This window comes from Nocardia donostiensis, from assembly GCF_002081715.1.
GTDB lineage: Bacteria > Actinomycetota > Actinomycetes > Mycobacteriales > Mycobacteriaceae > Nocardia > Nocardia donostiensis.
Genome location: NZ_MUKP01000003.1, coordinates 32622 through 46961, shown reverse-complemented (window position 1 = coordinate 46961; position 14340 = coordinate 32622). Strand labels below are relative to the sequence as shown.

General features: G+C 68.6%; 13 protein-coding genes. 3 read left to right on the top strand and 10 right to left on the bottom strand.

The annotated features are described in order from the left end of the window. Positions 1-27: 27 nt before the first annotated feature. On the bottom strand, positions 28-3159 hold the full coding sequence (locus tag B0T44_RS02755; RefSeq protein WP_217697550.1) for a ComEC/Rec2 family competence protein: 3132 nt from the start codon (positions 3157-3159) through the stop codon (positions 28-30). A gap of 206 nt (positions 3160-3365) precedes the next feature. Then, positions 3366-3938 (bottom strand): ComEA family DNA-binding protein, encoded by a 573-nt coding sequence (locus B0T44_RS02750; RefSeq protein ID WP_139795311.1) that lies wholly within the window; start codon positions 3936-3938, stop codon positions 3366-3368. Between B0T44_RS02750 and B0T44_RS02745 the strand changes: the two genes are divergently transcribed. Next, positions 3907-4473, top strand: a complete 567-nt coding sequence (locus B0T44_RS02745; RefSeq protein ID WP_139795310.1) for a hypothetical protein — start codon at positions 3907-3909, stop codon at positions 4471-4473. The genes B0T44_RS02750 and B0T44_RS02745 overlap by 32 nt on opposite strands. A gap of 112 nt (positions 4474-4585) precedes the next feature. On the opposite strand, the gene B0T44_RS02740 is transcribed toward B0T44_RS02745, so the two are convergent. From B0T44_RS02740 to B0T44_RS02705, 8 genes are all read right to left on the bottom strand, one after another. Continuing rightward, a complete protein-coding gene (locus tag B0T44_RS02740; protein ID WP_077120685.1) occupies positions 4586-5434 on the bottom strand; it encodes a DegV family protein in 849 nt (282 codons plus the stop codon). A 4-nt stretch (positions 5435-5438) separates the two neighbouring features. Next, positions 5439-6176, bottom strand: coding sequence for a diglucosylglycerate octanoyltransferase (gene octT / locus B0T44_RS02735; RefSeq protein ID WP_077120682.1), 738 nt, complete (start codon positions 6174-6176; stop codon positions 5439-5441). Continuing rightward, positions 6166-6825: a histidine phosphatase family protein gene (locus tag B0T44_RS02730; RefSeq protein ID WP_077120680.1), complete on the bottom strand. Its 660-nt coding sequence runs from the start codon at positions 6823-6825 to the stop codon at positions 6166-6168. The genes octT and B0T44_RS02730 overlap by 11 nt, the downstream gene beginning before the upstream one ends. Then, positions 6822-7226 carry a ribosome silencing factor gene (rsfS, locus tag B0T44_RS02725; protein WP_077120678.1) on the bottom strand — a complete coding sequence of 135 codons (405 nt, stop codon included), beginning with the start codon at positions 7224-7226 and terminating at the stop codon, positions 6822-6824. Before rsfS ends, B0T44_RS02730 begins: the two co-directional genes overlap by 4 nt. A gap of 22 nt (positions 7227-7248) precedes the next feature. Then, positions 7249-7896 (bottom strand): nicotinate-nucleotide adenylyltransferase, encoded by a 648-nt coding sequence (gene nadD, locus B0T44_RS02720; protein WP_077120676.1) that lies wholly within the window; start codon positions 7894-7896, stop codon positions 7249-7251. A 48-nt stretch (positions 7897-7944) separates the two neighbouring features. Then, positions 7945-9369: a vWA domain-containing protein gene (locus B0T44_RS02715; protein ID WP_077120674.1), complete on the bottom strand. Its 1425-nt coding sequence runs from the start codon at positions 9367-9369 to the stop codon at positions 7945-7947. Between the two features lie 4 nt (positions 9370-9373). Beyond that, a complete protein-coding gene (locus B0T44_RS02710) occupies positions 9374-10267 on the bottom strand; it encodes an AAA family ATPase (protein ID WP_077120671.1) in 894 nt (297 codons plus the stop codon). Between the two features lie 65 nt (positions 10268-10332). After that, positions 10333-11598, bottom strand: coding sequence for a glutamate-5-semialdehyde dehydrogenase (locus B0T44_RS02705; protein ID WP_077120669.1), 1266 nt, complete (start codon positions 11596-11598; stop codon positions 10333-10335). Positions 11599-11723: 125 nt separating this feature from the next. Between B0T44_RS02705 and B0T44_RS02700 the strand changes: the two genes are divergently transcribed. Together B0T44_RS02700 and B0T44_RS02695 are read left to right on the top strand one after the other, a co-directional pair. Next, complete coding sequence (locus B0T44_RS02700) at positions 11724-12611, top strand: ribokinase (protein WP_254893650.1); 888 nt, start codon at positions 11724-11726, stop codon at positions 12609-12611. 430 nt (positions 12612-13041) lie between these two features. Next, positions 13042-14259: an RtcB family protein gene (locus B0T44_RS02695; RefSeq protein ID WP_077120714.1), complete on the top strand. Its 1218-nt coding sequence runs from the start codon at positions 13042-13044 to the stop codon at positions 14257-14259. Positions 14260-14340 lie beyond the last annotated feature (81 nt).

Here is a 14340-nt window from a genome sequence, read left to right as displayed (position 1 = left end):
TGGCCCGAGAAGGCGGGGCGGATTCCCTCACGCCCACAGGTCTGATGTCCGGTCCGGATGGTCCGACGCCCCGCAGCATCGCTCCAGTGCTGCGGGACGGTGCCGTCCGTTGCCGGGTGCGGTGCCCGAGGGCGCGTCGGCCGATGGCCACGGCGGCGGCGTGCCGTGTGGTGGCTTCCCGGTTCGACGCCGTCGATCCCGATCATGGAAGACTGCCAGGCGGGCGGTGAACGTGACAGCGAGCGGCGATATGTCTGCTGGCTGCAGCTCATGCACGAGCCGGTGATCCGGCGCGGACCCGAGCAACTCGATGTTTTCCGCAGCGATGCCTCGGTGCGCAGCCGGGCTACCGCACACCGAGCGGCTGCTGCACGCAGCCTTGGGGCGGAGCAGCATTCGCGAGCTGAGCTGGGTCGGCTGCAGGCCGGGCGGGCGGCGGGTGGCTCCGAACGGGCGTGCGGTGTGCACGTTGAGCCCGGACCCGCGCGGAACGACGGCGATATCACCGTGCCGGTCGGTGCGGGCGACGGTGGTTCCCATGGCCTCGAGTTCGGCGAGCACCGCCGGGTGCGGATGGCCGAAGGTGTTGTCACTGCCTGCGCTCACAATGGCCAGCCGTGGACGGACAGCGGACAGGAATTCCGGTGCGGTGGTTCGGGACCCGTGATGCGGAACCTTCAAGATATCGGCTCGAATACGCTCCGGTGCGCGCAACAGCGACCGCTGGACCGGGGCCTCGGTATCCCCGGTCAGCAGTACCCGCCCGGCTGCGGTATCCACGGCGACTACCAGCGAGCGGTTGTTCGCGTCGGCAACAGAATGTTCGCCCACTGCCGCGTCGGCCGAGCCGGGCGCCAGCACCTCCAAGGTGACGGACCCGAATCTCAGCTGATCCCCCGCCACCAGTTCGAGCACCGGAATATGGGCCGCAGCAAGGATCGATGCCACCGCATCAGGGCCGTCACCGCTGGCTCGGTCGGCGCGCATCGATCCCGGACCGTCATCCGCATCCGGGCCGTCCCCCGAGCTGAGGTCAGCGCACTCACTCGTATCCGGCCCACTGTTCGTCGGTTGCCCGCTCGGCCGTCCGGAGTGACTCGGCGGGCATCCGGCGGCTGTCGCGCTGCTCGTTTCGGCGGTTTCAGCGTCGATGATCGGCCTCGCCGCGCCGCGCGGCTCTCCTGACGCGGGTGGCAGGTGACGGCCGAACGGTTCGCGCACCCCCCTCCCGGTGCGCGAACCGCTACCGGCGTCCGCACCGGCCGGTAGTTCGTTGGGTGCGACGGCGACCACCGAGACGGTGCGGCCCTGGAGGGCGCCGGTGACACCACCGATGTGGTCGGCATGTGGATGAGTCAGTATCAGCAGCGGAATGTGTTCGATGCGCAGGCGGTCCAAGCAGGTGCGGATGCGCCGGGGTTCGGGTCCGACGTCGATGACGACGGCGCTGCGATCGCCGACGGACAGCGCCAGACCATCACCCTGGCCCACATCGCAGGCCGCCACCACCCAACCATCCGGCGGCCAGCCCGGCGACCACACCCGCAGCGGTACGACGACCGCGGCGACTCCGAGCAGTACAGCGGCTGACAGTCGCCGCACCAGCGCGCTGCGTAGCGCGACGATCCCGAGGCCGACCAGCAGGGCAGCGATGAGACCGCCGCTGGTTCCGCCCGGTACCACCACCGTTGCCCCGGGTATCGCCGCTGCGCGCTCGGCGACGGACAGCAACCACCACAAGGGGGGAGCGGTACAGCGCAACACCAGCTCCGCAAGCGGGATCCAGAGGCAGGCCAGCACCGCACCGGTGGCGCCGAGCACGGTGATCGGCGCCACCACCGGTGCGACGAGAACATTCGCGGCCACCGCCACCACACTGAGCGTCCCGGTCAGCGCAACCAGAAGCGGTGCGGTGATCACGAATGCGGCCGCGGACACCGCGACCAACTCGGCGGGCAGCCGCCACCAGCCGCGGGCGCGCAGCCAATCCGCCCAGCTGGGAGCCAGCAGAATCAGGGCGCCGGTCGCCAGTACCGACAGAGCGAAACCGGCCTGCACCGCAAGCGCGGGCCAGATCGCGATCAGTCCGATCACGGCCGCGCACAGCGCGGGTAGCGCCTGTTTGCGGCGCCCGGTGAGCAATGCCAGCAGGGTGATCGCGCCCATGGCCGCGGCACGCAGAACGCTCGGGTCCGGGCGGGCGACGATCACGAACATCACCAGTGCACCCGCCGCGCACACCGCCGACAGTCGCGGGCCGAGGGTGAGCAGCCGGGTCACGAACAGCACCGCCGATAGCAAAACTGTGAAATTAGCGCCGCTTACGACATGCAAATGTTGCAGTCCAGCGAGAGTGAAGTCCTCGCGCACCTGGTCTGGTAGCGCGGCCGTATCTCCGACGACCAGTGCGGGCAGCAGCCCGGCCGCGTCCGGAGACAACGCCCGCTGCGCCGCCGCCGCGAGATCGGCGCGCACCGAGCCGGCGGCATGCTGCCACCAGGGCAGTGCGCCCGCTGGGTCGGGCGGCCCGAGCGCCCGCAGCGTCGCGACGGTCAGATCCGCGTGCAACGGTGCCGATGGGCGGGCCCGGAACTCGATCGGTTGTCCGGGCGGTAGCACCGCCCATTCCGACCCCTCGGCCAGGATCACCACTGCGCCACCCGCGCTCACCGCATTCGCGGCATGCTGGAACTCCCGCAGCCCCGCCCTGATCACCCAGCGCTGTTGTCCACCGAACGAGTTGCCTCGTACCGGTTTCGGGTCGTCAACGGGAGTGACGACCACCCGCACCGATGCGGCTTCGGGAACCGCGCGCAGCGGATGCTGCGCCACCTGATGGTCTCGCCAGGCCGCTGCCACCGCAAACCCGGCCGACAGCACCACCGCCGCCAACAGCACCGACACCACAGCCCGGCTGCGCTCATAGCGATGGGCCAGCACTGTCAACAGCAATCCCCACAGCCCGATCGCCGCAACCGTCAACCCGATCGCCACCGCAATACCCACCATCCACCCAGCCGTGAGCACGGCAATCGTCACCAGCCAGCAGGCCGATGCGGCGGGCAGCAGACGAGCATCGATCACCGAATCCCCTGCACCGGCCGCCGCCTCGCGTTCATCACGACCCGACCGCAACGAGCTGAACCAATCCCCACGCATGCCGGTTCCCACCCAGCCGTTTTCGCTGAGCTCCGCCCGACTCCCAGCCACAGCCGGCGCGCTCGAACGCACCATCTCACTCCTGGTCTCAGGCGCAAGGCCCTTGACTGCCGAGTCGGCACGCTCACCTACTCCACCTGATTCTGTCCCGGCTGCAGCGCCCCTCCCGTGCCTACCGATGACCGGCCCTGGACGCCGGTGCGGGCTCATATCGTCACCAGGTCGCGCAGCCGCTCCAGGCGGGCGGGACCGATACCGTTCACCTCGGCGAGCTGCTCGATATCGGTGAAACGGCCGTTGGTTTCACGCCAGGAGATGATGGCGCGGGCGGTGACCGGTCCGACACCGGGCAGGGTGTCGAGGTCGGGCTCGGTAGCGGTGTTGAGGTTTACCGGGGTTGCGGGGTTGCGAGCGGAACCAGGGCCGGCCGCTGCGCCGGTCGATGTGGTGCCGCCACTGATAGTGGTACTGCCGAGACGGGGCGTAGTGTCACCGGACGGCGCGGCGCCGACCAGGACCTGGTCGCCGTCGGACAGTCGTTGCGCGAGGTTGAGCCCGGTCAGGTCGGCGCCCGCACGTGCCCCGCCCGCCGCGGCGACGGCGTCGGCGACGCGGGCACCAGGGGGCAGTCGCACCAGCCCCGCCTGGTGCACCAAGCCGACCACGCTGACCACCAATTCGGTGGTGGTGGGCGCGGCGGCGGTCTGCGGGAGCGGGGTTGCGCCGGGTTCGGCGTCGCGTGGTGCGGTGGTCGTTTCGGCGGCGGCGGTGCGCACCATCGGTAATGGCGGTACCGGCGGGGCGCTGCCACAGCGCTACCCCGACCGCCAGCATCGCCGCCATCACTCCGACGCCCGCCATGGTCAGCACACCGCGCCGTCCGGGATCGATCCGCGTCCGGGTGAACCGGGCGGGCATCAACCGATCTCGCCAGCGGTGTGGAGTGTCGCCGGGGCCATCCAGCCAGCTCGGCGCCGGAACCAGACGGTCACCGGCTTCGGGTTCAGCGGGGTCCTGGTACGGCGCGCGAGCATCGGCAGGCAGATGCGGAAGGCTGCGCAGGCCCACCCCCGGATGCGGCTCGTCTCGCTGCCGATCCTCTTCGCGAGCACCTGGTTCCGGATGGCCGGGCGAGCGGCCGAGCTGGTCGCGGACCGCGGCGGCCTCGGGGACAACAGGGATCCGAGGTCGCAGGGGCGCCGGGAGCTGCGGCCGGTGCGGGACAGACCAGGAGGCTCCAGCTTTCGCCGCTTCGACCCGTGCGGTCAACCCGCCAAGTCGCTGCCGGATCCGCTCGCGCTCGTCGTGTCGTGACATGCCGGCAACGCTAGGGCTGAGCATCGCCGGGAAATACGCGCCGACCAGCTATTTCAGAAAACCTGTTGATAAGCCGAGCCTGTGGACAACTTCGGTGCAGGCAAGGCGGCTACCGCACCGATACGCCGCCGGGCAGCACCAGAACCCCCACAGCGCCGACACCCAGATGCACCGCAAGCGTAGGCCCGAATTCGGCGGTGATGACCTCATCGACCCGCGGTATCCGCTCGGACAATTGCGCTGCCAGCGTGTCGGCCGCCTCACCGGCGCCGAGATGTTGCACGGCGACGGTGGCGCCGTCACCACCCGCCGCGTCTACCGCGGCTGCGACGAGCTTCGCGTATGCCTTGGACCGGGTGCGCACCTTCTCCCGTAATTCCAGTCTTCCCCGCACGATCTGCAGCACCGGTTTGCTGACCAGTTCGCTGCCGAAGAAGGTGGCCGCAGTGCTGAGCCGCCCGCCGCGACGCAACTGTTCGGTGCGGTTGACCAGGATGAAAGTGCGGGCACGGTCGGCGGCGTCCACAGCAGCGTGGTACACGACGTCGAGTGCGGCGCCTTCAGCGGCCGCGCGCGCGGCAGCGAGCACCGGCAGCCCGGCAGCCAGTCCCGCGCCGAGCGAATCGACCAACCTGACCCGGTCGGCGGCGTCCATGGCTGCAACCGCCTGCCTGCCCGCTTCCCAGGTCCCGGACAGCTGCCGGGAGATGTGCACCGCGACCACACCGTCGCCGCCGCTGGCCGTCAGCGCCCGCTCGTATGCCTCGCGCAGTTCCCCGGGGGACGGCGCAGAGGTGGTGACGGTATCGGAGGTGTAGTCGATATCGACGGAGTCGACGCCTTCCCGGATGGCGCGGTCGCCGATGAGGACATGCAGCGGGACCACGCCGATGCCCAGCTCGCCGGTCAGTTCGGCGGGCAGGCTCGCGGACGAATCGGTGACGACCACGACCGCCACGCCGCTACCCGATCTCTTGCAGGGTTTTCACCATCGCATTGGCCACCGCGGTGTGCCCGTCCCAGCCCCAGTGGATACCGTCGGGGTTGGCCTCGCCGGAGAAGATGTTGTCGCGTACCGCTTCCCCGAGATCGACCAGAGGCACCGACGTGCGCCCCGACCAGGCACGCAACGCTGTGACCGCAGCGTCCCGGCCGCGATGCACCCGGCCGTATGCCGCGCAGTTGTGCACCGACGGCAGCACCGCGACCACGGGAAGGTCCGGCCGCAACTGTTCCAGCGCGGTGCGGCACTGTTCCAGGTAGTCGATGCTCACCTTCGGCGGAAGCGCAACGGGGCGGCCGAGTACGGACAATCTGGGCTGCAACCACTGGTAGGTGGCGCGGACAGTGCGGCGCAGTGCGGGCGGCCGGACGTAGCGGATCAGTTCCCGCAACGCGGTCGGCAACGGTGAGGGCAGCGTGTCCATCCCGCCGACGGCGAAAACCACCGCACCCGCGTTCGGTACCGCGGCCCACACTCGCGGATCGCCGATCAACGCCCAGTATGCGTCTCGGCAGGTCCACCCGATACGCGCCACCAGTTCGACATCCCAATCCAATTCGGCGGCAACAAGGTTCGGCCAGATCCTCGGATCGTCGGCGGGCAAGCCGCCTTTCGGGCCGAAGTACGCCAGTGAGTCGGCGATGACCAGCAGCACCGGGCGGCCCGGCACCTGCCGGAGCTGATCGTCAGAGGACATCGGGGGCTACCTTCGCCGCGGCATTCCACACATCCAGGCGCCAGCCGGGCCGGTCGATGCTCGGGCCGTGACTGCTCAGCTGCACCCAGCTGGTGTTGGCCAGACCACCGAGAGCGGGCCAGCTTTGGGGTGGCAGGTCGAGCAGGGCGGCCGTGAGGGCGGCGATCAGCCCGCCGTGCGCCACCAGGATGATCGTCCCGCCCGGCCAGTCCTGCCGTTCGGCGAACAGTTCCTGCACCACCGGCAGCGACCGGGCGCCCACCTCGAGTTTGCTCTCCCCGTTGGGCGGCGTGTAGTCGGCGTTCATCCGCCATTCCAGTCGCGCGCCCGGGTAGCCCGCGTCGACTTCGAGGTGGGTCAGTCCTTCCCAGTCGCCGAGATGGGTTTCGCGCAGCCGCGGATCGCGCACCACATCGAGGGTGGTGTGGTCGGCCAGCGCGACCGCGGTGTCATAGGCGCGTTTGAGATCAGAGGAGATGATGGCGATCGCGTTATGCGATACCAGCTCCCGCGCTGCCTCTTTGGCCTGCCGCCGTCCGAGCTCGGTGAGGTCGGTGTCGATCTGGCCCTGCATCCGATCGTTGGCGTTCCATTCGGTTTGCCCGTGCCGCAACAGGATCAGTTTGCGTACGCCGGCGTCTCGCTTCACTCGTCGTCCCCGGATGTCGTCGGATCGGCGGCCGTCGGCACACCGATACCTTCCACCGTGATGACAGGGCAGTCTTTCCACAACCGTTCCAGGGCATAGAAATTGCGCTCGTCGTTGTGCTGGATATGCACCACGACATCGACATAGTCCAGCAGCGCCCACCGGCCCTCACGGGTGCCCTCGCGCCGCACCGGTTTGTGCCCGGCGGCGCGCAGCTTCTCCTCCACGTTGTCGACGATGGCGTTGACCTGGCGTTCGTTGGGGGCGGAGGCAATCACGAAGCAGTCGGTGATCACCAACTGCTCGGATACGTCGAGCACAACCACATCGGCGGCGAGCTTCTCGTCCGCCGCCCGGGCGGCCACCTGCGCCATCTCCACCGCTTCGACCGAGGCGCTCATGGGGTCACCTCATTGCGCTCACTCACGCTCCGTTACCTTCCGTTCCGTCCGGCACATACAGGTGCCGTTTCGATATGTACTGCACGACGCCGTCGGGAACGAGATACCACACCGGCCGGTTCTCCGCGGCGCGGCGACGGCATTCGCTCGACGAGATGGCCAGGGCGGGGATTTCGATCATGGTCACCGCATCGTCGGGAAGATCACGCAGATGTTCCTCGAGATGATCGGTGTTCAGCTCGTACCCCGGCCTGCTCACGCCGACGAATTTCGCCAGTTCGAACAGTTCCGCCCAATCCTGCCATGTCAGGATGTTGGCCAGTGCGTCCGCTCCGGTGATGAAGTACAGCTGGGCACCGGGATGCTGGATGTGCAGGTCACGCAGGGTGTCGACGGTATAAGTGACCTTGCGGCGATCGATATCGGCGCGGCTCACCGAGAACCTGGGGTTGGATGCGGTGGCGATCACCGTCATCAGGTAGCGGTCCTCGGCAGGGCTGACGTGCCTGCCCGATTTCTGCCATGGCTGGCCGGTGGGGACGAACACCACTTCGTCGAGGTCGAAGCGGTTGGCGACTTCGCTGGCGGCGACCAGGTGACCGTGGTGAATGGGGTCGAATGTACCGCCCATCACCCCCAGCTTCTTCGGTTCCCGGCCTGTCGTACGCATGACAGCCGAGCTTAACGGGTGGGTCACGGGGCGTTCCCGGCGCTGGGATCAGACCGGGAGCAGCCGCGACACCACCGCGGTCAACTGGGCTGCCGAACGGCATTCGTGCATCTCGATCACCTGCTGGTACTTATCGGCGGCGGAGTCACCCGAACCCCATTGGCTGCGTGGTTCCGGGTTCAGCCAGTGCGCATGCTTGGCCACCGAGACGAGGTCGCGCAAGGTGTCCAGTTCCGGGTCGCGGTAGTTGGTGCGGGCATCGCCGAGGATCAGCAGCGAACTGCGGCTGGTGACGGCGTCGGGGAAGTCGGCAGCGAAACCGGCGAGAGCGCTGCCGTAATCGGAGTGGCCGTCGATACCGACGATATCGGCCTCGGCGAAGATCCGCTCCATGGCTTCGTCGAGCTGGGTGTGCGGGTCGAAGAACCTGGTCACCTCGTCGGTCCGGTCGACGAACGTGAAGATACGGACCCGGGAGAACTGCTCGCGCAGCGCGCTCACCAGCAGCAAGGTGAAATTGCTGAATCCGGCGACCGAACCGGACACATCACACAGCAGCACCAGCTCGGGCCGCCCCGGCCGGGGTTTGCGATTCATCAGATCGATGGGCACGCCCCCGGTGGACATGGATTTACGTAGGGTGCGACGTAGATCGATCTCGCCGCGTTTGGCGTGCCTGCGCCGCGCCGCCAACCGGGAGGCCAGGATACGGGCCAACCGTTGGCTGCTGCGGCGCAGTTCGGCCAGTTCCACACGGGAGGCACGCAGGAAGTCGACTTCTTCGGCTTGCCGGGCGACACCATAGGAAGCGACACGTTCGCGCCCGATACGTTCGGCGACCCGGCGGCGGGTCTCCGTTTCCACGGTGTCGCGGAACTGCTGGATCCGCCCGCGGGCGACCCGCCGCGCGATCTCGGTGTCGAATGCGCTCGTGTCCGGCCCGGTCAAACCAGCGAGGATCTGGGTCAGCAAGGTTTGCGGCTGCACCTCTTTGAGCGCCTGATACGACGAGAACGACGGCCCCCGCGCTGACTGATACTGCCCGAGCTGTTCGACCAACTGCCCGGCCAGCAACTCCAGCCGAGATCCCGAGCCTTCCTCGGTCAGCAGCTGGGCCAGCATCCGGCGCAGTGCGGGGATATCCACCTCGCCGGCGGCGGTGAGCGGTATCTCGACCTCGTCGTCGCTCATGGTGCGCGCCCCCACCGCGGCCGGAAACCACAGATCGAACAGCCCGTCATAGGTGGCGCGGTGGGTGGTGCGCCGCAGCAGTGCGCAGGCCAGGCCCTCACGCAGCGCCTCCCGGTCCATCAGATCCAGCACGGCGACGACCCGGCCCGCGTCCACCGTTTCCGAAGGCCCGACCGGGATGCCGCGGGCCCGCAACGCCTCGACGAAGCCGACCAGATGCCCGGACAGACCGTGCGGGGCTACCAGTGGCTGGTCGCCGGTGGTCGCCGAATTTCCCGGCATCGGATCAGGCTGGTTTCAGCTCGGTCAGCGCCCGCTGATGGTCGCTGCGATGTTTGAGCACGACGCCGAGCGTCGCCCGGACGGTGGCCTCGTCCAGATCGTGGTGCCCGAGGGCCAGCAGGGTCCGGGCCCAGTCGATCGATTCCGCCACCGACGGCAGCTTCTTCAGCTGCATCCCGCGCAGCACGTGCACGACCCGCACCAGCTGGGCGGCCACCGCGTCGGAGAGTTCCGGTACGCGGGCGGCCAGGATGCGCCGCTCCAGCTCCTCGTCCGGGAAGTCGAGGTGCAGGTACAGGCAGCGGCGTTTCAGCGCCTCCGACAGTTCCCTGGTGGCGTTGGAGGTGAGCACCACGAACGGCCTGCGGCTGGCGGTGATGGTGCCCAGCTCGGGGACGGTCACCGCGAAATCGCTGAGCACCTCCAGCAGCAGGCCCTCGATCTCCACATCGGCCTTATCGGTTTCGTCGATGAGCAGCACCGTCGGCTCGGTGCGGCGGATCGCCGTGAGCAGCGGCCGCGACAGCAGGAACTCCTCGGTGAACACATCGGCTGTGGTTTCGGCCCAGTCGTTCTCGCTCGACGCCTGAATGCGCAGGATCTGCTTCGCGTGGTTCCACTCGTACAGCGCGCGGGCCTCGTCGACGCCCTCATAGCACTGCAACCGCACCAGTTCCGCGTCGGCGCACTGCGCGACCGCCCGCGCCAGCTCGGTTTTACCCACTCCCGCAGGTCCCTCGATGAGCAGCGGTTTACCCAGGCGGTCGGCCAGGAATACCGACGTCGCGGTGGCCTTGTCGGCCAGATAGCCGGTCTCGGCCAACCGCTGCACCACCTCGTCGACCGACGCGAAGATCGGCTCGTGAACCGGCGTCACCTCCGAGCTCGCGCGACCCATCTGCCGTCCTTCCCTCGACTAACGATCCCCCACACGCTACGCCGTAACGTGTCGCGGCTTCCGGTTCAGGCCGGGCGGACCTGACCGTCACCCCAGACGACCCATTTGGTGGAGGTGAGCTCCGCCAATCCCATCGGGCCGCGGGCGTGCAGTTTCTGGGTGGAGATGCCGATCTCGGCGCCGAAACCGAATTGCTCGCCGTCGGTGAACGCGGTGGAGGCGTTGACCAGGACCGCGGCGGCGTCGACCCGGTTGGTGAACTCCCGCGCCGCAGCCAGTTCGCTGGTGACGATGGCCTCGGTGTGGCCGGTGCCCCAGGTGTTGATGTGCTCGACCGCGGCGTCCACCCCGTCGACGACCTTGAGCGCGATATCGAGGCTCAGATACTCCTCGCCCCAATCGGCGTCGGTGGCCGGGACCAGGCCGGGCAGGTCACCGTGGATGGTGACACCGGCGTCGGTGAGCACCTTGGTCAGCCGGGGTACCGCGGTGTCGGCGATCGCGGCGTCGATCAGGACGGTCTCGGCGGTGTTGCAGACGCTCGGGCGGCGGGTCTTCGCATTGAGCAGGATCTGCTCGGCCATATCCAGGTCTGCGCCGGTGTGTACGTAGACATGGCAGTTGCCGGTGCCGGTCTCGATGGTGGGTACCTGCGCGTCGCGTACCACGGCGTTGATCAGGCCGGCGCCGCCGCGCGGGATCACCACGTCGACCAAGCCGCGCGCCTGGATCAGATGGGTGACACTGGAACGGTCTTCGCTCGGCAGCAGTTGCACGGCGTCGGCGGGAAGTCCCTGCCCGGCAAGCGCTTCCCGCAGCACGGTGACCAGCGCCGCATTGGAACGGGCAGCCGAGGACGAGCCGCGCAGCAGCGCCGCGTTCCCCGATTTCAGCGCCAACCCGAACGCGTCAACGGTGACATTCGGCCGCGCCTCGTACACCATGCCGACCACACCCAGCGGGACCCGCACCTGCCGGATCTCCAGCCCGTTCGGCAGGGTGGAACCACGCACCACCACCCCGACCGGATCGGGTAGTTCGGCGACCTGGCGCAGGCCGGAGGCGATACCGTCGACCCGGTCCTTGGTCAGCCGCAGCCGGTCGAGCAGCGCATCCTCGGTGCCCGCCGACTGCGCCGCCAGCAGATCTTCGGCATTGGCGGCGAGCACGGTGTCGGCGGCGGTCAGCAGTGCGTCGGCGGCCGCGTGCAGCGTCTCGTTCTTCTGCGCGGTGGTCAGCTGTGCGAGCACCCGGGAAGCGACCCTGGCCTTGCGTGCGGCCTCGTGCACCGCCTCGCGGACATCGAACTCGGCTGTGGTTCCTACCGTCATGGCTACAGCCTACGCACCCGGTAGGACACGGTTTCGGGCTGTTAGGCCGCGCGGTCCTGCGACACAACACCCGACCTGTGCCACGCCAGCCGCCGCCGAACCTGTGTACGGACTACGTTCGGCATGTGAACGACGACGGCAGTGAGCCGACCATCGCGGTACTCGGCAGCATCAACATGGACCTGGTGACCACCACTGCGCGGCGACCTGAACCGGGCGAGACGGTCCTGGGCAGCGGGTTCACCATGATGCCCGGCGGTAAGGGAGCGAACCAGGCGATCGCGGCGAGCCGGGCGGGCGGCCGGGTGCAGTTCCTCGGCGCGGTAGGTGATGACGTGTTCGCAGATACCTTGCGGGACGTGCTGACCGGCTCCGACGTAGGTGTTTCCCGGCTGCGGACCGTGGCCGGGCCGAGCGGTGTCGCCACGATCGTGGTCGATGAAAGCGGGGAGAACAGCATCATTGTGGTCGGTGGCGCCAATGGCGAGATGACCGGCCTCACCGACGCCGATCTGGCGGTGATCGCCGACGCCGATGTACTGCTGTGCCAGTTGGAGATTCCGGTGCCGACAGTGGCGGCCGCGGCCGCCCACGCCCGCGCCCACGCGACCACGGTTGTTCTCAACCCTTCTCCCGCGCAGCGGCTTCCGGCATCGATGTGGTCGGATGTCGATGTCGCCGTGGTGAACACCGGCGAAGCTCGGGCGCTCGGCGCGGCGCTCGACTCGGTCCCGCATGTGGTGATCACCCGCGGGGCGACAGGCGCAACATACCGAGGACCGGACGGCGAGCTGTCGGTGCCCGGGCTTGCGATCGAGGTTGTCGACACCACCGGCGCGGGCGATGCCTTCACCGGTGCGCTGGCCGTCGCATGGCTCCGGGGTCCGGCTACCGCGCTGCGCTGGGCGTGCGCCGCCGGTGCGCTGGCAGCCACCGCACTCGGGGCCAGCGCTTCGATCCCCGATCGGTCGGCGATCGACAATGCGGTACGGACGTTCGCCGAGCAGCACTGATCGACACAGGTCGGTCGTTACGGGGTGAGGGCAAGACCCAACGGGGGCACCTGACCGGCAGGCGTTCGAGGTGGTCCCCATCGCGTCGGCGCAGGACACCGCGCCGTGCAACGCCACTGCGGTTTCAGCATTCGCGGCAGCGTCTCCCGCGCGTGGTCATGTCGTGCAGCGTCGACCGCAGCTCGCGGAGAGCTCGAGTAGGCCGAGTGGATTGCTCGCCGGGATCCGCGGGCGATGCACCCTTGCCGTGATCTCAACGGCGAGCGACCGAAATCGAGACAGGTGGATTCGCTGTCGGATCCTCAGAGGTCTTGATACCTCCGCATGAGCGCTGACCAGTCGGAAATTCAGGTGCCGATGGCCCGATCCGTGCCTACCGTTGAGGTTGCGGGCGAACACCTATTTCGCCGCGGAGGAAAGGACCGAAACGATGTTTCCCGTCGAGCTGCCCGGCACTCGGGCGCGGACGCTGATGTGGGCCCAGGAGCACGATATCGAGCAGGCCGCGCTGCGGCAGCTGCGCAATATCGCGCAACTGGAATGGGTACACGGCGTGCGCGTCATGCCGGATGTGCATCTCGGCAAGGGCGCCACTGTCGGGTCGGTGATCGCGATGCGCGATGCCGTCGCACCGGCCGCCGTCGGCGTCGATATCGGCTGCGGAATGGAGAGCGTGCGCACCGACCTCACCGCCGCCGACCTGCCCGACAGTCTGCATTCACTGCGGTCGCGGATCGAGGCGGCGGTTCCGGTCGGGTTCGCCGCGCACAAGAACGCCGTCGATGTCGGCAAGCTGGCCGCGCGACCGTCCGGGGTGACCACGTCCACGTTGCGCAGCGGCTGGGACGGGTTCTGGCGGGCGTTCGGTTCGCTGGAGCGCGGTGTGCAGTCACGGGAATCCAAGGCCTACAAGCAGATGGGCACCCTTGGGGGCGGCAACCATTTCATCGAGATATGCCTGGACCAGGACGACACGGTGTGGATCCTGCTGCATTCGGGCAGCCGCAATATCGGTAAGGAACTGGCCGAACGGCATATGGCGCTGGCACGGGAACTGCCGCACAACCAGGACCTGCCCGACCGGGATCTGGCGGTCTTCCTGACCGGGACCCCACAGATGGACGCCTACCGGCGCGATCTGACCTGGGCGCAGGAGTACGCGGCGCGGAACCGGGCGGTGATGCTCGCACTGGTGTGCCGGGCCGTGCAGGCCGAATTCGGGGACCGGCCGGTGCGGTTCGATGAGCCCATCTCCTGCCACCACAACTATGTGGCGGAGGAGATCGTGGACGGTATGCCGATGCTGGTGACCCGTAAAGGCGCGGTGCGGGCAGGCGAGGGCGAGCTGGCACTGATCCCCGGCTCGATGGGCACCCGTTCCTATGTGGTGCGCGGGAAAGGCAACCCGGATTCGTTCCAGTCGGCCTCGCACGGCGCGGGCCGCCGGATGAGCCGCAATGCGGCCAAACGGCAGTTCACCGTGGCCGATCTGGTCGCCCAGACCGAGGGCGTGGAGTCCCGTAAGGACGCAGGCGTGGTCGACGAGATCCCCGCGGCCTACAAGGACATCGACGAGGTCATCGCGGCCCAGCGCGATCTGGTCGATGTCGTCGCGACCCTGCGTCAGGTGTTATGCGTGAAGGGCTGACCAGGGTGCCGGCCGGTCGTCGGCTCGCTGTCAGGTGGTGACCGCCCCAGCACCGGGCCGCCCATCGGCTCACTGCCAGCT

Excerpts from the sequence above, each read along its gene's own strand:
- nadD (WP_077120676.1), bottom strand. The coding sequence starts at position 7,896 with ATGCGTACGACAGGCCGGGAACCGAAGAAGCTGGGGGTGATGGGCGGT.
- B0T44_RS02705 (WP_077120669.1), bottom strand. The coding sequence starts at position 11,598 with ATGACGGTAGGAACCACAGCCGAGTTCGATGTCCGCGAGGCGGTGCAC.
- B0T44_RS02755 (WP_217697550.1), bottom strand. The coding sequence starts at position 3,159 with ATGCGTGGGGATTGGTTCAGCTCGTTGCGGTCGGGTCGTGATGAACGC.
- B0T44_RS02715 (WP_077120674.1), bottom strand. The coding sequence starts at position 9,369 with ATGCCGGGAAATTCGGCGACCACCGGCGACCAGCCACTGGTAGCCCCG.
- B0T44_RS02710 (WP_077120671.1), bottom strand. The coding sequence starts at position 10,267 with ATGGGTCGCGCGAGCTCGGAGGTGACGCCGGTTCACGAGCCGATCTTC.
- rsfS (WP_077120678.1), bottom strand. The coding sequence starts at position 7,226 with ATGAGCGCCTCGGTCGAAGCGGTGGAGATGGCGCAGGTGGCCGCCCGG.
- octT (WP_077120682.1), bottom strand. The coding sequence starts at position 6,176 with ATGTCCTCTGACGATCAGCTCCGGCAGGTGCCGGGCCGCCCGGTGCTG.
- B0T44_RS02750 (WP_139795311.1), bottom strand. The coding sequence starts at position 3,938 with ATGGTGCGCACCGCCGCCGCCGAAACGACCACCGCACCACGCGACGCC.
- B0T44_RS02695 (WP_077120714.1), top strand. The coding sequence starts at position 13,042 with ATGTTTCCCGTCGAGCTGCCCGGCACTCGGGCGCGGACGCTGATGTGG.